Genomic DNA, 21,395 nt, shown 5'->3' on the forward strand with positions numbered 1-21,395 from the left:
TCCTAAATTCTTTATTTAATGATTGTGTATCCTGCATCAACAACGGCTTGTTCCAAAACGGCTGTATCAACATCCTTGGATAGCTCAACGGTTGCCTGCTTTTCGGTATGACTTGCAGTAGCTGAAGTTACGCCGTCAATTGCTTCAAGTGCTTTTTTCACAGCAGCTTCGCAATGCGGGCACATCATTCCGTCAATTTTAATTGTTTTTGTCATTTTAAATTCCTCCGTATAATTTATATTTACTTCTTTAATCTTTTTATCGGATTTTGAACTTGTTACATTCACAAAATTAAGTCTTAACGCATTCATAACAACGCAAAAACTTGAAAGACTCATCGCAGCCGCACCGAACATAGGATTGAGCGTCCAACCTGTGATTGGAATCCACACACCGGCAGCCAACGGAATACCGATAATATTGTAAATAAAAGCCCAAAACAGATTTTCTTTTATATTAGTAAGCGTATGACGGCTGAGCCTGATTGCGGAACAAACATCTGATAGCTTGCTGTTCATCAAAACAACATCTGCGCTGTCAACCGCAACATCCGCACCTGCACCGATTGCAATGCCGACATCTGCCCTTGTAAGAGCAGGAGCATCGTTTACACCGTCACCAACCATAGCTACTTTGCCGAATGATTGAAGCTTTTTCACAACAGCTTCTTTACCGTCAGGCAAAACATCGGATATAACCATATCAACGCCTGTTTGCTTGCCGATTGCGTCAGCAGTTCGTTTGTTGTCGCCTGTAAGCATAACAACCTTTATTCCCATATTTTTAAGTTGCTTGATTGCTTCCGGACTGTCTTTTTTGATTGTGTCGGCAACAGAAATAACACCAATCAACTTTTTATCTTTTGCAAAAAGCAACGGAGTTTTGCCGTCATTAGACAATCTTACAATATCATTTTTGGCTGATGAAACATCGCAAACAGTCGAAATATATTTTGAACTGCCTGCATAAATCTTGAAATTATCCAAAGTTGCACACAAGCCGTTGCCTGTTTTAGATTCAAAATCTGTAACATCAAGCGATGGAATTTGCATTTCTTCTGCTTTTTCCACTATCGCTTTTGCAAGCGGATGTTCACTTTTTATTTCGAGTGAATAAGCAAGTTGCAAAAGTTCTTTTTCGGAAATACCAACAGGAATTACATCAGTAACCTTTGGTTTGCCCTCAGTTATAGTACCCGTTTTATCAAGAACAACTATTTGAGTTTTGCCTGCTTCTTCAAGAGAAACGGCGGTTTTGAACAAAACACCGTTCTTTGCGCCTTTGCCGTTGCCGACCATAATCGCAACAGGAGTTGCCAATCCAAGAGCGCAAGGACAGCTGATAACCAAGACGCTGATTGCTCTGCTGAGTGCATATCCAAACGGTTGTGGCACAATCAACCACACGATAAAAGTGATAATCGCAATAACAATAACAGTCGGAACAAACACCCCGGACACTCTGTCGGCAAGTTTTGCAATAGGTGCTTTTGTAGCCGAAGCATCCGACACAAGATTGATTATCTGTGCCAATGTTGTATCTTCACCGACTCTCGTAGCCTTACATTTCAAGAAACCCGATTTATTGATTGTGGCTGATGTGACCTTATCGTTAACTGCTTTGTCGACAGGCAAACTCTCACCCGTGAGCACGGATTCATCAACCGCACTTTCGCCTTCAATAACTATTCCGTCAACAGGAACGCTCTCGCCCGGTCTAACAACAAAAACATCACCGACAGCAACATCGTCAATATCAACCGTTATTTCTTTACCGTCACGAACAACATTTGCGGTTTTCGGAGAAAGCGACATCAAACCTTTCAAAGCGTCGGTTGTTCTGCCTTTTGAATATGCTTCAAGAGTTTTTCCGACTGTAATCAGCGCAAGAATCATAGCTGCGGATTCAAAATAAAAATCATCCATATATGACATAACCGCAGACATATCGCCTTTTGTTTGTGCAACCGTCATTGCAAAAAGCGCATAGGTGCTGTATACAAACGATGCACCGCTTCCGAGAGCAACAAGGGTGTCCATATTTGGTGATTTGTGGATTAGTCCCTTAAAACCGCTGATGAAGAAATTTTGATTTATCACCATAATAATGATTGCAAAAAGCATTTGTGCAAGTCCCATGGCAATATGATTGTTTTCCATAAAACTCGGGAGCTTCCACCCCCACATCATATGCCCCATAGAGATATACATAAGCGGAGCAAGGAACACCAAGGACCCTACAAGTCGCTTAACTAATTTCGGTGTTTGGATATCTTTCAGTTCATCATCGGAATTACTTTTAGCTTTTTTATTTTTTGTTTTAAGCGAAGCTCCGTATCCTGCTTTTTCCACCGCTTCAATAATTTCTTTTGATGTTGCGGTACCCTCAACGCCCATTGAATTTGTCAATAGATTTACAGAGCAAGAAGAAACCCCGTCAACCAAGCTAACCGCTTTTTCCACTCTTGCAGAACAAGCAGCACAGCTCATACCTGTCACATTGTATTGAGTCATTTTTACCTCGTTTCTGAATTTTGCAATAATAACACAAAGGCAATCAGCCGCAAAAGCCTATTATGTTAATATGATTACCGAGTAATCACCTTCTAAATAAATAATATACACAAAATATTAATTTGTCAATTTTTACTTTACATATTATGTGCAAAAATATATAATACCCTTTGGTGATGAAATGAAAAAGCTATTAATTATAAATGCTTCTCCAAGGGAAAACGGAGTTTGCGCAGAGGTTTTAAAGCAAATTAAGCCTTATTTTATTGATTGTGAAACAAAAGAATATAATGTATACAAACTCGACCCTTTGCCATGCAAGGCTTGCGGATATTGCGAAATGCACAACGGCTGTGCAAACAAAGACCTTGACTTTTTCTTTTTGGATTTGAAAGAAGCTGACTATGTTGCAATTCTTTCTCCGATGTACAACAACTTCTTCCCTGCTCCGCTAAAGGCTCTTATGGACAGATTTCAACGCTTTTGCAGTGCAAAATATCTGCGTGGCGACAGCGAGCCTATAGGCAAACAAAAAAGTGTGGGTCTTGTAATCACAAGCGGAACAAACGCACGAGAATGTGCAAACTATATGTCAAACAGTATCAAGCAACTGTTCTCCCCTCTCGGCGGAGAATTGAAAGCACGATACTACATCCCCGGCACGGATTCAAATAACTACACATTCAACATTGTTGAACTTGAAAAATTTGTGCACCAAATCAAAAAATAACAACCAACAAAGGCTGTTGAGAAAGATTCTGAATTTCGTTTTCTTACGAAGGAAGATGTACGATGGTACCTCGACTGAGCAAAAAACGAAAAACGCCAAAAGCTGTAAGTGTTGAACTTACAGCTTTTTTAAACCCCACCGTCAACACTTCGTGTTGCCACCGTCTCACCTACCGGTTCGGTCGGTGCTTCTGCATTAAAATGCAGAGGTCTCCACAGGAGACCCGCACCCCTTGCTTCAAGTGGAGGCAAATCGGTTAATTATATTTTGGCGTGGTTCAGGGACTTTATCGACAGTCTAAGAGGCTGTTCCGTTTTGGAGCAGCCTCTGTTTTTAATTTATATCATCTTTTAAGGTTTCGATTATATTGTTTTGCTGGACTTTTTTGACTGAATAAATCATTGTCATACCGATGATTGCAAACACAACAAGTGCAACAATCAAATACAGCAGATAATCTATTGAAAATGTTGCTGCGCTGTTGTTCAAAGCCTTGTGCATACCGAAAGAAATCAGTGCACTTATCGGCAAACCGAAAATTACAGCCTTTATTCCGTAAAAAGCACTTTCGAGCATAATCATTTTGTTGAAGCCTTTTGGTGTTATTCCGACAGATTTCATCATTGCAAACTCCTTTTTACGAGAAGCGATGCCCGAAGAAATCGTGTTGATAATATTAAAGACAGTAATCAGCGAAATCAATGCAACGAAGCCATAAACAAACACCTGAATTACCAAAGCAATGGCATTGAATGCTTGCATTTGTTCCGAAAAATCAACAACTGAGAAGTCGGAATATTTTCCTTCATCGGATATTGTGTTCAACTTTTCTGTAACCTTCTGATGGTCGGTTGTTTCTATTCCCAAAATATAGTTTGAGAGTTGATTGTCGTTTGCATTGATATTCTTGCAAACTTTTACAAACTGTGAATACGGCATATACAGTGAAATAACTCCGATTTTGTTCAAATTGCAAGGTCTAGTATTGCTATATTTAACAAAGTCCGTAATTTCAAATTGAAGATTATCTTCCGGATAATATGCTTCTTTAAAACTTGAACCGAGAATATTATCGGTGAACACCTTTTTGCCGTTTGCGGTGTGCGAAACATTGTTCATCAACAGCAATTTGCACTTATTGTTTGAGTTATAATACGCCTTGCTGTCAATGCCGTTTTTGGCACAGAGTTCATTAAACATATCGTCATCAAGCATATTTATTTGAACAGCAAATCTATTTGAAAACTCTCGACTGTAAGCATTGGTAAGGTTTTTATTATCGGTAAACATCTTGAAATTATTTTTATAGTTCTTGCTTTTTTGAACAAAATAATAAACATTTGTTACACAATACATATCGTCAATGCCGTCAACATTTTCAAATTCTTTTATTGCACTTTCTCGGTTTGTTTCATCAAAATAAACGCCGATTTGATACGGCATTGAGTCCTGCCCTACCGTTTCGTTTGCAAAAATAGCACAAAAATAATTGCAACTCAAGAATAAAATAATAGAAAGTGCGATTGAAACGGTAATTACCCTTGCTTTTCTGCCGTTTCGTTTGAGATTTTTATATGCAAGTTCTCCTTCGTAGCCAAAAATCACTTTGATATATTTCGGGCATTTGAGCGTCTTTGCTTTAACCTTGATTTCGTCAGATTGTCTGATGGCGGAAATTGTAGAAATCTTTGAAGCCTTTTTAGCCGGAATTGAACAAGAAATCAAAATTGTAATGATACTCAAACCCAAAACAATCAAAACCGCCCAAATCGGGAATACGACTTTCATTGAAACATTTTGTTCGGTTACTCCGTTAATCATTGACGAAGCAATGATTTTTTTGCCAAGTGCTTTGAGTGTTATACCAATACCTGCCACACCTGCACCGATACCAAGAGGAATACCAAACAGCGCAAGAATAAATCCCTCATAATATATGGAAAGTCGTTTTTGTCGCTTGGTTGCACCTACTGACGAGAGCATACCGAGATACTTTACTTTTTCGGAAAGTGACATTGCAAAAGCGTTATAAATAAGAACAACGGAAGCAACCATAATTATAGCAAGTAAAATAGCAACAAGAGGCAAAATCATCGCTACAAAGCTATCACTTGAATATGAAAGTTTAGAATAAAGCAATTCGTTATTTACTGTGCTTGAACCCGGATTTGCCTTATCTATAATACTGTTCACAACATCCAAAGACTTGCTGTTAAGAGTTTTAAGTTGAAAGGCAACAGTCGGATTTGCCTTTAAATCATCCGAATAAGTTAAAAATGCAAATTCGGAAGTAGGTTTATTTTGATGAAGAATCGCAGTTATTCTGTATTGTTTAACCTCTTTACGGACAAACTTTTCACCTTTTGAATATGCACCCTTAACATCAAATTCACCGTCTTTATCCCTCATAGTTCTTATACCGCACGGGATAGAAACAATATCGCCAACCTGCCAATCAAGTTCGTTATTTTCGATAAAATCACTTTGCACAGCGATTTCGTCACTTGTTTTTGGCAAAGTTCCTTCATAATCAGCCTGAATGAACATTTTATAATATCCGTCATCACAAGCTCCTATTGAGCCTGTTGCAAGCCTGTCAGACTTGCCGTTGTCAATTTTTAACTGTTTGTAATTTTCATCACACAGACCGACGGTTTCTATTCTTTCGTCTTTGTAAAGTTCGGCAAGACTTGATGATTTTACATCATACAGTTCTGCGGCATAATTGCCGTCTGACACAACAGTAACATCTGCAAACAACTGCAAAAAAGATGCCATTGCAACAAAAACAGCGGTTATCATTGCAACCGAAACAATAATTCCAAAGGTTGTAACAAGGGTTCTGCCCTTGTTTTCTTTGAGATGACGGAGAGTGAGTTTGTTAACGATATTCATCCGTTTTCACCTCATCTCTTGTAATTCTGCCGTCCTCAATAGCAATAACTCGGTCGGCTGCAAGTGCAATTCGTTCATCGTGAGTTATGACAATGAGAGTTTGGTTGTTCTCTTTATTAAATTTTTTGAGCAAAGAAATAATTTCTTTTGTGTTTTCGCTGTCAAGATTTCCTGTCGGCTCATCGGCAAGCATAAGAGCCGGATTGTTCATCAACGCTCTGCCGATGGAAACACGCTGTTGCTGACCGCCTGAAAGTTGGCTCGGTAAATGCTTCAATCTGTTTTCAAGACCGAGTGTTTTTACGAGAGAATCAATAATTTTTTGATTTGGCTTTCTGCCGTCTAACAACAGCGGGAGGGTTAAGTTTTCCTCAACAGTCAAAATCGGGATGAGGTTGTAGAATTGATAAATAAGTCCGATTTGTCTGCGACGGAAAATTGCAAGATTTGTTTCATCAAGGGTCGAAATATCGGTTCCGTTGATTATTACGCTTCCCTTTGTCGGCACATCAACTCCGCCGAGGATGTGCAAAAGAGTTGATTTGCCCGATCCCGACGGACCGATAATTGCCACAAATTCACCTTGTTTTACAGAAAAAGACACATTATCAAGTGCAACGACCTTTGTTTCGTCCTTGCCGTAGATTTTGGATAGATTTTTTACTTCGAGAATATTCATATCTTTCTCTCCTTTCGTGCCCTATTCTATAAAACGAGAATTACAATGCCGTGACAAAAAAATTACAGTTATGTCACTAAACAACAGATTTGTAAAATCTTATTTCAAAAATACTGCCTCTGCCCTGCTCACTTTCAACCGTGACGGAGGCATTTTCTTTTTCAAAGACGGTTTTTGCAAGAGCTAAACCAATACCGACGCTGTCCTTTGAAGAATTCTTGCCGTGATAGAATCGCTCAAATATATGTGGCAAATCCTCCTCGGCAATACCGCAACCGTTGTCGGATATTGTCAACTTGTTATAAAGATTGGTCGATTCGCTTGCTATAGTGATTTTTCCGCCGTCATTTGTGTGTTCAAGGCAGTTTTTCACAATGTTTGAAACTGCTTCAACCGTCCAGCTTTCATCACCGTTAAAAACAAAATCATTTGTATTATTTTGAATTGTGATATTCTTTAGTTCTGCGGTCAAAACAAACGGTTTCAAGCTGTCATCAAGAACTTCTGATATGCTGACTTCATCTCTTTTGAATTCGGTTGCGTCCGCATCGAGCTTAGAAATTTTGAGAATATTTGTAATCAGCCACTTCATTTTTGAAAGTTGATTATTGATAACAGAAACAAATTCCTGTCTTTTTTCGGGATTTTCTTCATTTTCGAGCAGTTCACACATCACCATCATTGATGTAAGCGGAGTTTTGAGTTGGTGCGATATATCCGCAATTGAATCTGCAAGATACAATTTGTCATTTTTCAAATACTCATTTTGGCTCTGCAAAAGTGTGATGACCTTATATAAATTATTCTTTAGTATTGACAATTCACCCTCGATATTGTCGTCAATATTCATATCATATATACCTTTGCAGACAAGCGAAAGATAATCGTTAAGTTCATTTAGATTTTTATATCTTCGTTTTGTGACAACAGTAAAAATTATTATCAAAATTACGCCAAGTGCCAAGCACAAAACAGCACATATCTTGCTGAAAAAAGCGCATATAACAGAAAGCACGGCGGTCAAAACCGATGACGCAATTAATACTATTTTTATTTCCTTATCATTCATTTTCAATAATATATCCAAGACCCCTGATTGTTTTTATATATTCAGGTTCGGTTGGATTCTCCTCAATTTTATCACGAAGCCGTTTGATGTACACGGTCAAGGTGTTATCCTCGACAAAGTCACCCGCAACATCCCAAATATTCTCCAAAAGCTGTGTGCGGGAAAGGACGCAACCTCTGTTATTAAGCAGAATAAGAAGCAATCTGTATTCCATTGCGGTCAAGACGATTTCGTTGCCGTTTTTGTAAACCTTTGCTTCGTTTGTATTAACAACCAAATCTTTAACCTTGATTTTGCCGTCACCATTATCGTTGTTGTATCGTCTGAACACACTCTTAATTCTAACAAGCAGTTCTTTAAGTCTGAACGGCTTTGTGATGTAATCGTCGGCACCAAGTTCAAAACCCATAACAACATTAACCTCGTCATCATAAGCGGTTAGAAATATAACGGGAAAGTCGCCGATTTCCTTAATCCTTTTACATACGGAATATCCGCTTCCGTCAGGCAAGGTTAAATCAAGCAAATACATTGAAAAATTCTTTTGATTTATAATTTTAAGTGCTTGAGAAACGCTTTTTGCAACGGTAACGGTGTACCCCTCGTTTTCAAGAGAATAGGACAAACCCATTGCAATTGCATCGTCATCTTCTAACAAAAATATATCCATACAGCACCTCCTAATTATTATATAAATATAATATCATATTATAATGAGTTGTTCCATTACAAAATTGTAATAAACCACAGCATAAAAAAGAGGCTGAACATAATCCAGCCTCAAAATCTTATTTTACAGCATAATTAATGCCGTTTTCCTTGCACCAATCAACAATTTTGTCTTTTACATACTTATGTTCAAAATCGCCGTAATCATTGCTGATTTCAGGATAAATATTGCAATATTTCCAAAAGGTTTCAACATAGTCCTTGTCATCAACCTTTTCAAAATTATCCTTGAGTTTTTTATTGTTTATGGTGTCAATAAAGGCACGCATAATTTCAATATCATTCACTGTTACATACGGAACATAGCCGAGAGTAACCATAATTTGAGATTTTGAAACATTGTCAGGAATGTCATTATCCGACAATTCACTAACATTTTTAAGCGTATAATCCTTCATCGAAAAACAGTAACCGTCTGAGCCTGCCCACGCTTTATTAACAGATTCATCAGTTATTTCAAAAATATCCATAAAAATATCCTTACTTAATTGAATTCATTAATCCGCCGTTTTTAATAATATTTTGAATAAACGGTGGGAAAGGCTGTGCCCGGTAGATTTTGCCTGTTGTAATGTTTGAAATAACACCGCTGTCAAAATCAACCTCGACTTCATCGCCGTCCTTAATATCCTTTGCAGCCTCATCACATTCAAGGATTGCAAGGCCGATATTGATTGCGTTACGATAAAAAATTCTTGCAAAGGTTGATGCGATTACACAAGAAATGCCTGAGGCCTTGATGGCAATCGGAGCGTGCTCTCTTGAAGAACCACAACCAAAATTAGCTTCGGCAACCATAATGTCGCCTGCTTTTACATTCTTTGCAAAATCGGCATCAATATCCTCCATACAATGTGAAGCAAGCCATTCTTCATCTGAACGATTGAGGTATCTTGCAGGGATGATAACATCGGTATCAACATTATCTCCGAATTTATGTACTCTGCCTTTAGCATTCATAATATCTGTACCTCCTTATAATGTTTCAGGGTCAGCGATATATCCCTTGATTGCAGAAGCTGCCGCAACAGCAGGAGAAGCAAGGTAAATTTCTGACTTTGTGTGACCCATTCTTCCGACAAAATTTCTGTTTGAAGTTGAAACTGCTCGCTCACCGGCAGCCAAAATACCCATATGACCGCCAAGACAAGGTCCGCAAGTCGGAGTTGAAACAATAGCGCCTGCTTCGATAAATGTCTCTACAAGGCCTTCCTTAACACAATTAAGGTAAATTGTTTGAGTTGCAGGAATAACGATTACACGAACTCCGTCGGCAACCTTTTTGCCCTTGAGAATTTCGGCGGCAACACGCATATCTTCCATTCTGCCGTTTGTGCAAGAACCGATAACAACCTGGTCAATATCAATTCTGTCAATCTCGTCAAATGTTTTTGTATTTTCAGGAAGATGAGGAAATGCAACAGTTGACTTTAGAGTTGAAAGGTCAATTGTGATTGTTCTTTCATATTCTGCATCTGCGTCAGCCTCAAAAACCTTATATTCTCTTTCGCTTCTGCCTTTGACATATTCAAGAGTGATGTCATCAACAGGGAAAATTCCGTTCTTCGCACCGCATTCAATTGCCATATTAGAAATGCAAAGTCGGTCATCCATAGAAAGCTCTTTAATGCCGTCACCCGTAAATTCAAGTGACTTATAGAGAGCTCCATCAACACCGATTTCACCGATAAGGTGAAGAATAACATCCTTGCCTGAAATATAGCCGTGTTTTTTGCCTGTGATAACAACTTTAATAGCAGACGGAACTTTGAACCAAGCCTTGCCTGTAACCATACCGGCAGCCATATCTGTTGAACCAACGCCTGTTGAAAATGCACCAAGTGCACCATATGTACAAGTGTGTGAATCCGCACCGATAATACAATCACCGCAAGTTACAATTCCCTGTTCAGGCAAAAGTGCGTGTTCAATGCCCATATTTCCGACATCAAAATAATGAGTGATTCCAAATTCTTTTGCAAATGTGCGTACCTGCTTGCAGTTTTCGGCAGATTGAATATCCTTGTTCGGTGTGAAGTGGTCCATAACAAGAGAAATTCTTGTCTTGTCAAAAACAGACTTCTTGCCAAATTTATTCATCTCATTAATAGCAACAGGAGAAGTAACATCATTGCCGAGAACCATATCGAGATTAGCCTCAATGAGCTGTCCTGCAACAACGCTGTCAAGACCTGCGTGAGAAGCCAAAATCTTTTGAGTCATTGTCATTCCCATAACATTACCTCCTTATATATCTTCGGTAAATGAACCTGCACCTCTTTGAAGTGAGGTGACACCTGTTCGAGCAAGCTCGACAATACCGAATTTTTCTTCAAGTTCTTTGATGAATCTGTCAATGGTTTCGCCCTGACCGGTATACTCAAGAGTGATAGTTTCAGGTGAAATATCACGAGCTCTTGAACCGTAGGTTGCATTGAGCTCCAAAAGAGCATTTTTTTGCTCAATGCCCTTTGCGTAAACCTTTACCAAAAGAAGTTCTGAAGATACCGAATTTTCAGCGGTAAGTTCCGATACCTTTTCAACAATTTCAAGTTTCATAAGTTGACGCTTAATTTGTCTGAAATTTTCAGGTTCTGTGTAAGTTTCGATAGTCATACGAGAGAACTTCTCGTCCTCAGTTTCACTAACGGTAAGAGAAGAAATGTTGTAAGCTCTTCGTGAAAAAAGGCTTGCAACTCTTTGAAGAACACCGCTTTCGTTATCTACAAGAACCGATAAAACCAACTTTTCTTTCACAGCCGAAGTCCTCCTTAATTAAATTCTTCAATAATATCCGTATGAGCTCCTCCCGGAGGAATCATAGGAAGTACATTTGAATCTTTGCTGATTCTGCAATCAACAAGTACAGGTCCATTGTATGAGAAAGCCTCATCAAGAACGCCGTCAATTTCGTCATTTGTGTTAATACGAAGTCCTTTAACACCGAATGCCTCTGCAACCTTTACAAAATCAGTTGCTCTGTTAGGGTCTGTATCGGAAAATCTATTTCCATAGAAAAGTTTTTGCCATTGACGAACCATACCTAAAACTGTGTTGTTCATAATGAACATCTTAACAGGTATATTGTATGACCTCATAGTGCAAAGTTCTGACAAGTTCATATGGAAACCGCCGTCACCCGCAAACATAACAACAGTTTTGTCAGGACAACCTACCTGACCGCCGATTGCAGCGCCCATAGAATAACCCATTGTGCCCAAACCGCCTGAAGAAAGAAGTGTACGAGGCAAATTGTACTTATAGAATTGAGCAGCCCAAAGTTGATGCTGACCGACATCGGTTACAACAATTGTATCATCAGCAGTTTTTGCATCAATCTTTTCAATCAAGGTCTGCGGATTTACATAATCACCGATTTGAAGTTGCTTGAACGGTCTTGAAAAGCTCTTGATTTCAGCTCGCCACTCAGCATGGTCTTGCTTTTCAACAGCTTCTGTAAGCATCGGAATAATGTCGGCAAGGTCACCACGGAGATGATAGTTTGACATAACATTCTTGTCCATTTCTGCCGCATCAATGTCAATATGTAAAATCTCTGCATTTGGTGCAAACTTTGCTCTGTTGCCTGCAACACGGTCGCTGAATCTTGCACCGCAAACAATAAGAACATCACAGTCGTGAGCCGCTTTGTTGCACTCAAAGTGTCCGTGCATACCAATCAAGCCGAGGTGAAGCGGATGATTATACGGAAAAGCACCGAGTCCCATAAGTGATGAAACAACAGGGCAATCAATTTTTTCTGCAAATTTGATAAGTTTTTGACCGATATTTGACGATACAGAACCGCCGCCGCAATAAATAAGAGGCTTTTTTGCACCGTTAAGAAGTTCAACCGCTCTGTTAAAGCAAGACTCCTTTGGAGTTTTTGCCTTTTCAGGAACAACCTTGTCTTGTTTTGTATATTCGCAAGATGCCGCAGTAATATCCTTTGGAATGTCAATCAACACAGGACCTTTACGACCTGTCTGTGCAATTTTGAATGCACGGCGAATAATGTCTGCCAAATCCTCAACCTTTTCAACCTGGAAATTATGCTTTGTAATCGGCATAGTGATACCGCAAATATCAACCTCTTGGAACGAATCTCTGCCAAGTCCCGATGTAGCATAATTGCATGTTATGGCAACAACAGGCACGCTGTCCATATAAGCTGTTGCAATACCTGTTACAAGGTTTGTACAGCCCGGACCGGATGTTGCAAAGCAGACGCCTACCTTGCCCGTTGCTCTTGCATAGCCGTCAGCAGCGTGTGCGGCAGCCTGCTCGTGAGCAGTTAAAATATGATTAAATGTGTCACCGTACTTGTAAAGTTCATCAAAGATGTTAAGGATAGTACCACCCGGATAACCGAAGATGGTGTCTACGCCCTGCTCTTTAAGAACTTCAAGTACGATTTGTGAGCCGTTAAGTTCCATAATATCCTCCCTTAAAACTTTATATTTGTTTAAAAATATTAGTTAATATTTTATTCCATATATAATGTAATGTCAAGAATTATATTAATACTTGTAAAAATAATTTATTTGTTATATAATATTGCAGAATAAAATTAGATAAGAGGGAGTTTATAATATGAAATTAGGAATGGTTGGATTGCCTAATGTAGGAAAAAGTACACTTTTTAACGCAATCACAAATGCAGGTGCGCAAAGTGCAAACTATCCTTTCTGCACAATTGAGCCAAATGTCGGTATGGTAAGTGTGCCTGATGAAAGACTTGACAAACTTGCAGAAATGTACAAGCCTGACAAGTTTACACCTGCAACAATTGAATTTGTTGACATCGCAGGTCTTGTAAAAGGTGCAAGCCAGGGCGAGGGACTCGGCAACAAGTTTCTTTCGCACATCAGAGAGGTTGACGCAATTATCCATGTTGTAAGATGCTTTGAAAATGACGACATCACCCATGTTGACGGCAGCATTGACCCTGCAAGAGATATTGAAACAATCAATCTTGAGTTAGTTCTTTCTGACCTTGATATTCTTTCAAGACGACTTGACAACAGAAGAAAAGCTATGAAAGGCGATAAAAAGCTTGCAGGCGAGGTTGAATTTCTCGAAAGACTTGTTAAAGAAATGGAAAAAGGTAAAACAGCAAGAGCATGCGAAATTTCAGACGAAGAAAAGGAATACCTCAAAGATGTTGCACTTCTTACAATCAAGCCTGTAATTTATGCGTGCAATATGGGCGAAAATGATTTTGTTGACGGAATTGACAACAACAAATTCTACAACATTGTTAAGGAAATTGCGGCACAAGAAGGTGCTGAAACATTCCCGATTTGTGCTGAAATGGAAGCACAAATTGCAGAGCTTGACGCTGACGAAAAGGAAATGTTTCTTGAAGATATGGGTCTTGAAAAATCAGGTCTTGACCGTTTGATTAAAAAGAGCTATTCCCTTTTGGGCCTTATCAGTTATTTGACCGCAGGCAAGCCTGAAGTCAGAGCTTGGACAATCAAAAAAGGTACAAAAGCACCACAGGCAGCCGGCAAAATCCACACCGACTTTGAGCGTGGTTTCATCAGAGCGGAAGTTGTTTCATTTGATGACCTTATGGCTTGCGGTTCAATGGCCGTTGCAAAGGAAAAAGGACTTGTCAGAAGTGAAGGCAAGGAATATGTAATGAACGACGGCGACATTGTATTATTTAGATTTAATGTCTAAAATTCGACAACAAATATTTAATTGTTTTAATATCTAAATTACTTTTTAACAAAAGTTGTTGACAGGTTCAAATATTTGGTTTATTATGATAATATATTAAGTGTTAATTATAGAGTGATACAGGAGGACCAATGGCTGATATAAACAAGAAGTCGGACAAAGAACTCCTCACTTTACGCAAAAATGAAAATGTTACTAATGAGCTGATTAAAAGATATAAGCCGATTGTTGAAGCAATCGCAACGAAGTACATCAACTCTCCTCTTGAAAAAGACGATCTTGTTCAGGAAGGTATGATAGGTTTGTTGGCGGCAATTAACTCTTACAGAGAAGAAAAAGGCGCATCATTCAGCACCTATGCAGGACATTGCATAAATAATTCCATTCAGTCGGCACTCAAAAAGGTATCTCGCCTAAAAGACATACCTCAGTCAAACATTGTGTCGCTTGAAGAGGATTATTTCAACGATGTTGTGCACCTCAGCGCAGAGGATGAATATCTCGCAAAAGAAAGCGTATCAACCTTAAGCACGGTGCTTTATGAAGAATTGTCAAGCTTTGAAAATGAAGTCTTGAGGCTTTACATTGTCGGATGCTCATACAGCGAAATTGCTGAAAAGCTCGACAAAAACACAAAAGCTATCGACAACGCCATACAACGTATTCGTAAGAAACTCGAAGGAGTTACTTTTTGAATAATAGCCCAGGCAAATTTTTAGAGAGGTAGGATGAAACATGTACGAAGACAAAACATTAGTGTGCAAGGATTGCCACAATGAATTTATTTTCACCGCTGGAGAGCAAGAATTTTATGCTGAGAAAGGTTTTGTAAATGAACCGCAGCGTTGCAAAGCTTGCCGTGACGCAAAAAAACAAGCGTCTAAAGCTCCAAGAGAAATGCACGATGCAACTTGTGCAGAATGTGGAAAAAGCTGCAAAGTTCCTTTTAAGCCAACTGATGGCAGACCGGTATATTGCAGCGAATGCTTTGCTAAAAAAGCAGAAGAATAATTCATTACACACATCAAAAAAAGTCCACCAAACGGTGGACTTTTTATTATTTATGTTTAGTTTTGAATTGCAGTCAAGGCACTAACCTTAACAGATTTTTTAGCCGGTGAAAGACCTGCAAGAATACCGATTCCCGCTGAAATTACAACACCGCAGACAGCAAGCCATGGTGGAATATAAGACAAAGTAACCTTTACATCCGCACCCATTCCTAAGAATGAACCACCGCCCATATTGCTCATAACCGCTCGTCCGATTAGGTTCGCCGATATAGATACAATATAACTGATTACAACTGCAATTGCACCGCCGATACCGCCGATAATGGCAGCTTCATAAAGGAACATCGCCTTAATATCTTTGATTTCGCAACCGATAACCTTAAGAATACCGATTTCCTTTTGGCGTTCAAAAACAGACATAACCATTGTGTTACTGATACCAAATGATGCAACGAACATCGAAACCGCACCGATTGCACCCAAAACGAGCTGAACAACTTTCATAACCTTTTTGGAGCTTTCGAGAGCCTCGTCATCAGTTGAGCACGAATAACCTGCGTTTTGGAGGGTCGTTTTTACATCCTTAACCTTGCTTGAATCATTAACATATACAGAAATGCTGCTGTATGTCAACTTATCTTTTCTTGCAGAAGATGACATCATTTGACTTTCTTCAAAAAGTCTTTTTGCTAAGTCCATACTAATAAATACAGAATATTGTGAATCATAATCCGATGATGAACTTGGTTTGAGAACACCCGAAACTTCAAGTTTTTGCTTGTTGCCATACTTTGCGGTTGAATCTGTGCCAAATCCGTCATCACCCGATTTTGAAGAAATAAGGAACGAATCCTCCATAGCATCAATATCACAAGAGGAAACCTCATAGTTTTTATCGTAAGAATAGTTTACCTGATTTCCCTGTGCATCTTGAAAATTTGTTACGGAATCTTTACCGAAGAAAGCACAGTTAGGATTATTAACACCTGAAAAGTCACCGCTTTTAAGTTTATAACCGAGGGCTTCTATTTGAGAAAGGTCAATGCCGTAAATAGTTCCGGTGTATCTGTATTTACCGCAAGTAATTGATGCATTACTGTCAACCATAAACATTGGTACAACAGTTTTTACGCCGTCTATTTTCTCAAAGTATTTAACAGCCGAATCATCAAACGGAAGTGGTTTTCCGTTTTCGTCATCTGATGAATACACGGAAATTTTTGTAAGTTTAGAATCACTCTTGTATTGGTCGGTAATCATTTTGTCGATACCAAGACCGATTGAAAGCATAATAATAATAGCACAAGCACCGACAACAACACCGCAAATTGTAAGGATAGTTCTTGTCTTTCTGTTTTTAAGGTTCTGCCAAGCAATCGCAATAAGATCAGATTTCTTCATTAAAATCTACCTTACCTTTCTTATTGTGCTTTTTCTTTTTCTTAACAATAATTGTCACAATAACGGCTGCACCGACAACACCTGCAACAACACCGATAATTACCTTTGTTTTACTGCTTGATGAATCATCATCGCCTTTCTCATCAGGTGTATCTGCCGGGTCTGTTGGGAACGGATCGGTATAATCTTCTACATGAACTTTAAAAGTTTGCTTAATTCTTTTCTTATCGGCATTATCATTTTCATATTCAAACACCAATGTAAGTTTATAATCACCTGCTTCATTCAAAGTAATCGGCAAATTATAGTTACTTGAATATTGTGCACCTGCTTCGATTGTGCCGATATATGACGAATTAAGCTCTGTGCCCGATTCATCAACAACCTTGATACTGCCGTTATTAAGCACGGTTTTACCTGTATTTACAATACTGAAAGCACAGTCGGTTTCATCACCTGTATTAATTGTTTTGTCGGCAAGGTCAATGCTTGTGAACATAACCTTGTCAGGCTGAACAACAGGAACGCTCATTGTCAAATCATCAGTTCCAGATTGCTTTTGACCGCCCTCGATGTATTCATACGAAATAGACGCAGTGATTGGATGAACGCCTGATTGTGCTGTGTTAAGGCAATTGAACTTCTTTGAAACGGTAACCGATGAATTCGGATTGATGTTGTTAACAGAAATTGTGTCGGTTCCGTCAGCAACAACAAACACATCACCGCCCGAAAGCTTGATGATTACATTCTTAGCTTTAATGCTCTTTGAATTATTCTTAATGGTAAAGTTAAGAGTGAACTTTTTACCGCCTCTGATTGACTTGTTGCCGTAATTAAAAGTGCCTACAACAAGTCTTGGAGTGAGAGAAACAGATGAATCGTGCTTCTTTGCAGCAGTTTTTACGGTAAATGTTGCTTCTGCTGTTCCCTGTTCTGTACCGCCGTTTTTGCTGTATTCATATGTAACATTCAATGAAATCGGATGATAGCCCGATGATGCCGATTTGTTGCACATAAGCTTTTTAGAAAGTTGTGCTGTTTGATTTTTGCCAATACTGCTTTTATAAATAGTGTCGCTGCTGTTAACGATTGTGAAAGTGTCACCGCCATTGATTTTTACATTTACATTTTTTACATCATAAGCTGTGCTTTTGTTTGTAATATAAAAATCAAAATCGAATTTCTCGCCTGCTTTTATATCTTTGTTCTTGTCGAACGACATAACAAGCACAGGAGAATTTCCGCTTACACCCCCCGAACCCGAAGTTGTCATTATGCTGTAATTTGCATCGGCGGAGCCGTCATTTCCCGAATAAGAATAATTACAGGTGACAGAAATAGGGTGTGAACCCGAAGCGGTACCGTTGTTGCAAATAAAGGTCTTGCTAACTGTTACGGAAGAAAAGAAATGCGAAACATATTCTGTGTCCGAACCTTTATATATTGAAAACGCATCACCGCCCGAAAACTTGAACGAAGCATCATCAATATATTGACCTCTTGAATTTGAAGCTGTAACCGTGAGAGTGAAAACATCACCCGGTTTAATATTTTGCTTATCAACTTTAAAATCTGAAAATATAACTTTAGGAGGGATTGTTGTTTGTTCAACGGCAGGAGCCGCATAAACAGGCATTGAAACGCTCAATGTCATAATCATTACAATAAAAATTGATAAAATACTTTTTAATCTTTTCATATCAGTTCTCCATATTTCTTCTATATTCTTTTGAAACGACTTTACCGTCGCTGATGTTAACTATAATATCGGCATATTCCGCAACACTTTTATCATGGGTTACCATAATAACTGTATTATGTCGAGTGTCAACAATATTTCTGATAAGTTCCATAACCTCTTGTGTGGTGTGGCTGTCGAGGTTACCGGTCGGCTCATCGGCAAAAATAATGCTTGGGTCTGTTACAAGTGCCCTTGCAATACCGACTCTCTGCTGTTGACCGCCACTCATTTCGGCAGGTTTGTGCTTATATCTCTTTTCTATTCCAACAAGCTTTAACATTTCAAAAGCTTTCTTTTCTCTAACCTGCTTATCAACGCCCCTAAAACACAGCGGAAAAGCCACATTTTCAAGTGCCGTAAGCGTTGGCAAAAGATTATACGCCTGAAAGATAAATCCTGTGTATCTTTGTCTAAATTTTGTAAGCTGTGCCTCGGTCAATTCATCAATTCTGAATTTGCCGATTTGAACCTCGCCCTTAGTAGGTCGTTCAAGTCCTGCAAGCATATTCAAAAGCGTTGATTTACCCGAACCTGATGTACCGAGAATGGCAACTATTTGCCCTCGCTCAATCTCAAGATTTACATCATCAAGAGCCTTGATGGTTTCATCTCCGACAGCATAGTATTTTGACAAATTTTTTGTTCTGATAAGAATATCCTTTTCCATAATTTGCCTCACTTTGTTTTTCTACCATAATAATAGCATAAAGCACCTTTATGTCAATAAGTTTTGCAAATCTTAACAAAAACTTTATTTTTATACTCATATACAAAAATGTAAAATAAAAGCCTATACAATCAAAAAAAGATGTACAGACAATATTTTGAAAAATATAATATAAAAAATAAAAAAAGAAGTCCTAAAACTTAAGACTTCTTTCTTGGCGCAGAAGGAGAGATTCGAACTCTCGCGTCGGTTTCCCGGCCTACGCCCTTAGCAGGGGCGCCTCGTCACCAGCTTGAGTACTTCTGCGTGTAACTTGGTTTTTACCTGTCAAGTTGTTGCACCTTAGTGCAGGAATTACTTTATCATATAAACGGCAAAATGTCAAGTAAAAATAGAAAATAAAAAAAATTTAAAAAACGCTTGACTTTTCACTCCTGTTATGATAATATAGCAAAGCATTCGAGTTACGCAGAGGTATCGAAGTGGTCATAACGAGGCGGTCTTGAAAACCGTTTGGGTTCACGCCCACGTGGGTTCGAATCCCACCCTCTGCGCCATAGCAGACTGTCAAATGGCAGTCTGTTTTTCTTTTATATAATAATTTATATATTTATATCATATTATATTATCGGTGATATGATGAATAAAAAAGTATTAAAATTTGAGATTTTAGGTTTTATTTTTACAAGCATTTTCGGTACACTTAGCCACTTTTTTTATGATTGGACAAATAAAAACTCTGTAATCGGATTATTCTGCCCTGTCAATGAAAGTGTTTTTGAACATTTGAAACTATTATTTTTTCCTTATTTAATATGGAGTTTTGTAGAAGTTATAAATCTATCAAAAGATAAATTTAATGTATACACAGCAAAATTGGCAGGAATAACATCGGGTATGTTTTCTACTCTTGCAATATTTTATACTTCTGTTGGTATGTTTGGAAAATCTTTTGAATTTATAAATATTGCAAGCTTTTTTATCGGTGTACTTTTGGCATATATAATCAGTTATAATATAATAGATAATTCAAAAGGCAAAGGTTTAATCAACGGACTATCTCTTGCAACATTAATTATTATAGCGGTATGCTTTATGTTTTTCACACGCTTCCCTGCCAATATTCCTTTTTTTAAAATTTAAAACTAAATAAGCATCACTAAAAACAATTTTACAAAAGCAACTTTATGTTGCTTTTTTTATTTTAGTGTTTGTATGTTTATACTTTATTTATGAATATTTATAATATTTTTATTCATTTTCTATTGACATACGAAAATGAAGGAGTATAATAAAAACAGTTGAAAACAAAGGAACGGTGAGATATGAAGAAAATTTTTATTGATGGAAGTCAAGGCACAACAGGGTTAAAAATATACAAAAGATTTGAAAACAGAAAAGACATAGAACTTTTGCATATTGACGAAAGCAAAAGAAAAAATACAGCTGAGATAGCAAAAATGATTAATGCTTCCGACATAACATTTTTATGTTTGCCTGATAAAGCAAGCATTGAAGCTATTAATCTTGTTGAAAATGATGACGTTGTAATTATAGATACATCAACGGCACACAGAACAAATCCTGATTGGGCTTATGGTTTTCCTGAACTTGACAAATCCTTCAGAAACAAAATTAAAACATCAAAAAGAATTGCGGTACCGGGTTGTTATGCAAGCGGATTCAACAGCATAGTATACCCTCTTGTTTCTGAGGGGATAATTCCAAAAGACTATCCTATCACTTGTTACGCGATGAGCGGCTACACAGGTGCAGGAAAAAGCGGAATAAATCAATACAAAAATGCCGACAGAGATGAGGAATTAAATTCTCCTCGGCAATATGCTATTGGTCAGGAGCATAAGCATCTGAAAGAAATGCAATTAATCAGCGGATTAAAGCAAGCTCCGTTTTTTGCTCCACATATTTGCTCTTATCCTCAAGGGATGATTGTGAGCATTCCGCTTTTCACCGATTTAATGACAAAAAAATTCACCCCAAATGAAATTTGCGAAATATTCAAAAAGCATTATAATGGTGAAAAATTTATAAAAGTCAGAGATATTGGTTATACACAAGGAATGCTTGGAGCAAACAATTTTGCAAACCGAGATGATATGGAAATTGAAATCAACGGAAACGACGACAGAATATTAATTACCTCTCGTTTTGATAATCTGGGTAAAGGGGCAAGCGGTGCGGCAATTCAATGCCTCAATATCATACTCGGAATTGACGAAACTACAGGACTAAACATAGGAGAATAA

General features: G+C 38.2%; 19 protein-coding genes and 2 tRNA genes. 7 read left to right on the forward strand and 14 right to left on the reverse strand.

Translation table 11 applies throughout. From position 1 onward, the window contains the following. Positions 1-11: 11 nt before the first annotated feature. On the reverse strand, positions 12-2,513 hold the full coding sequence (locus Q0E03_RS02880) for a heavy metal translocating P-type ATPase (protein ID WP_297129343.1): 2,502 nt from the start codon (positions 2,511-2,513) through the stop codon (positions 12-14). Positions 2,514-2,694: 181 nt separating this feature from the next. Here Q0E03_RS02880 and Q0E03_RS02885 point away from each other — a divergent pair, with 181 nt between their 5' ends. Continuing rightward, positions 2,695-3,243 carry a flavodoxin family protein gene (locus Q0E03_RS02885; protein WP_297129346.1) on the forward strand — a complete coding sequence of 183 codons (549 nt, stop codon included), beginning with the start codon at positions 2,695-2,697 and terminating at the stop codon, positions 3,241-3,243. A gap of 333 nt (positions 3,244-3,576) precedes the next feature. On the opposite strand, the gene Q0E03_RS02890 is transcribed toward Q0E03_RS02885, so the two are convergent. The 9 genes from Q0E03_RS02890 to ilvB form a co-directional block, all read right to left on the reverse strand. Then, positions 3,577-6,138: an ABC transporter permease gene (locus tag Q0E03_RS02890; protein WP_297129349.1), complete on the reverse strand. Its 2,562-nt coding sequence runs from the start codon at positions 6,136-6,138 to the stop codon at positions 3,577-3,579. Next, on the reverse strand, positions 6,125-6,817 hold the full coding sequence (locus Q0E03_RS02895; RefSeq protein ID WP_177664167.1) for an ABC transporter ATP-binding protein: 693 nt from the start codon (positions 6,815-6,817) through the stop codon (positions 6,125-6,127). The genes Q0E03_RS02890 and Q0E03_RS02895 overlap by 14 nt, the downstream gene beginning before the upstream one ends. A gap of 76 nt (positions 6,818-6,893) precedes the next feature. Then, on the reverse strand, positions 6,894-7,886 hold the full coding sequence (locus Q0E03_RS02900) for a sensor histidine kinase KdpD (RefSeq protein WP_297129352.1): 993 nt from the start codon (positions 7,884-7,886) through the stop codon (positions 6,894-6,896). Beyond that, on the reverse strand, positions 7,879-8,556 hold the full coding sequence (locus Q0E03_RS02905) for a response regulator transcription factor (RefSeq protein ID WP_297129355.1): 678 nt from the start codon (positions 8,554-8,556) through the stop codon (positions 7,879-7,881). Before Q0E03_RS02905 ends, Q0E03_RS02900 begins: the two co-directional genes overlap by 8 nt. Positions 8,557-8,674: 118 nt before the next feature. Next, a complete protein-coding gene (locus Q0E03_RS02910) occupies positions 8,675-9,085 on the reverse strand; it encodes a hypothetical protein (protein WP_297129357.1) in 411 nt (136 codons plus the stop codon). Positions 9,086-9,095: 10 nt separating this feature from the next. Then, entirely contained in the window at positions 9,096-9,575 is a 480-nt protein-coding gene (gene leuD / locus Q0E03_RS02915) for a 3-isopropylmalate dehydratase small subunit (protein ID WP_297129359.1), read from the reverse strand. Between the two features lie 15 nt (positions 9,576-9,590). After that, the gene (leuC, locus tag Q0E03_RS02920; RefSeq protein ID WP_297129361.1) at positions 9,591-10,850 is read right to left on the reverse strand and encodes a 3-isopropylmalate dehydratase large subunit; all 1,260 of its coding nucleotides are present in this window, start codon (positions 10,848-10,850) and stop codon (positions 9,591-9,593) included. A 12-nt stretch (positions 10,851-10,862) separates the two neighbouring features. Further along, positions 10,863-11,372, reverse strand: a complete 510-nt coding sequence (gene ilvN / locus Q0E03_RS02925; protein ID WP_078768716.1) for an acetolactate synthase small subunit — start codon at positions 11,370-11,372, stop codon at positions 10,863-10,865. A gap of 14 nt (positions 11,373-11,386) precedes the next feature. Further along, the gene (gene ilvB, locus Q0E03_RS02930) at positions 11,387-13,051 is read right to left on the reverse strand and encodes a biosynthetic-type acetolactate synthase large subunit (RefSeq protein WP_297129365.1); all 1,665 of its coding nucleotides are present in this window, start codon (positions 13,049-13,051) and stop codon (positions 11,387-11,389) included. A gap of 157 nt (positions 13,052-13,208) precedes the next feature. Between ilvB and ychF the strand changes: the two genes are divergently transcribed. The 3 genes from ychF to Q0E03_RS02945 all read left to right on the forward strand — a co-directional run bounded on the left by ychF (position 13,209) and on the right by Q0E03_RS02945 (position 15,314). Then, positions 13,209-14,303: a redox-regulated ATPase YchF gene (gene ychF / locus Q0E03_RS02935; RefSeq protein WP_297129368.1), complete on the forward strand. Its 1,095-nt coding sequence runs from the start codon at positions 13,209-13,211 to the stop codon at positions 14,301-14,303. A gap of 131 nt (positions 14,304-14,434) precedes the next feature. Beyond that, positions 14,435-14,998, forward strand: a complete 564-nt coding sequence (locus tag Q0E03_RS02940; RefSeq protein WP_297129372.1) for a sigma-70 family RNA polymerase sigma factor — start codon at positions 14,435-14,437, stop codon at positions 14,996-14,998. 40 nt (positions 14,999-15,038) lie between these two features. Continuing rightward, complete coding sequence (locus tag Q0E03_RS02945) at positions 15,039-15,314, forward strand: zinc-ribbon domain containing protein (protein ID WP_297129375.1); 276 nt, start codon at positions 15,039-15,041, stop codon at positions 15,312-15,314. 56 nt (positions 15,315-15,370) lie between these two features. Here Q0E03_RS02945 and Q0E03_RS02950 read toward each other — a convergent pair whose 3' ends face one another. The 4 genes from Q0E03_RS02950 to Q0E03_RS02965 form a co-directional block, all read right to left on the reverse strand. After that, complete coding sequence (locus Q0E03_RS02950; RefSeq protein ID WP_297129377.1) at positions 15,371-16,717, reverse strand: ABC transporter permease; 1,347 nt, start codon at positions 16,715-16,717, stop codon at positions 15,371-15,373. Continuing rightward, positions 16,704-18,419, reverse strand: a complete 1,716-nt coding sequence (locus Q0E03_RS02955; protein ID WP_297129380.1) for a COG1361 S-layer family protein — start codon at positions 18,417-18,419, stop codon at positions 16,704-16,706. Before Q0E03_RS02955 ends, Q0E03_RS02950 begins: the two co-directional genes overlap by 14 nt. A gap of 1 nt (position 18,420) precedes the next feature. Continuing rightward, positions 18,421-19,128: an ABC transporter ATP-binding protein gene (locus Q0E03_RS02960; protein WP_297129383.1), complete on the reverse strand. Its 708-nt coding sequence runs from the start codon at positions 19,126-19,128 to the stop codon at positions 18,421-18,423. A gap of 215 nt (positions 19,129-19,343) precedes the next feature. Continuing rightward, positions 19,344-19,434, reverse strand: a tRNA-Ser gene (locus Q0E03_RS02965). 162 nt (positions 19,435-19,596) lie between these two features. On the opposite strand from Q0E03_RS02965, the gene Q0E03_RS02970 reads away from it, so the two are divergent. The 3 genes from Q0E03_RS02970 to argC all read left to right on the forward strand — a co-directional run bounded on the left by Q0E03_RS02970 (position 19,597) and on the right by argC (position 21,395). Continuing rightward, positions 19,597-19,685: transfer RNA gene (locus tag Q0E03_RS02970), tRNA-Ser, on the forward strand. Positions 19,686-19,767: 82 nt separating this feature from the next. Then, entirely contained in the window at positions 19,768-20,271 is a 504-nt protein-coding gene (locus Q0E03_RS02975) for a DUF6512 family protein (RefSeq protein ID WP_297129386.1), read from the forward strand. A 182-nt stretch (positions 20,272-20,453) separates the two neighbouring features. Then, on the forward strand, positions 20,454-21,395 hold the full coding sequence (argC, locus tag Q0E03_RS02980; protein ID WP_297129388.1) for an N-acetyl-gamma-glutamyl-phosphate reductase: 942 nt from the start codon (positions 20,454-20,456) through the stop codon (positions 21,393-21,395).

It is taken from the genome of uncultured Eubacterium sp. (assembly GCF_934525195.1).
GTDB lineage: Bacteria > Bacillota > Clostridia > Oscillospirales > Acutalibacteraceae > Eubacterium_R.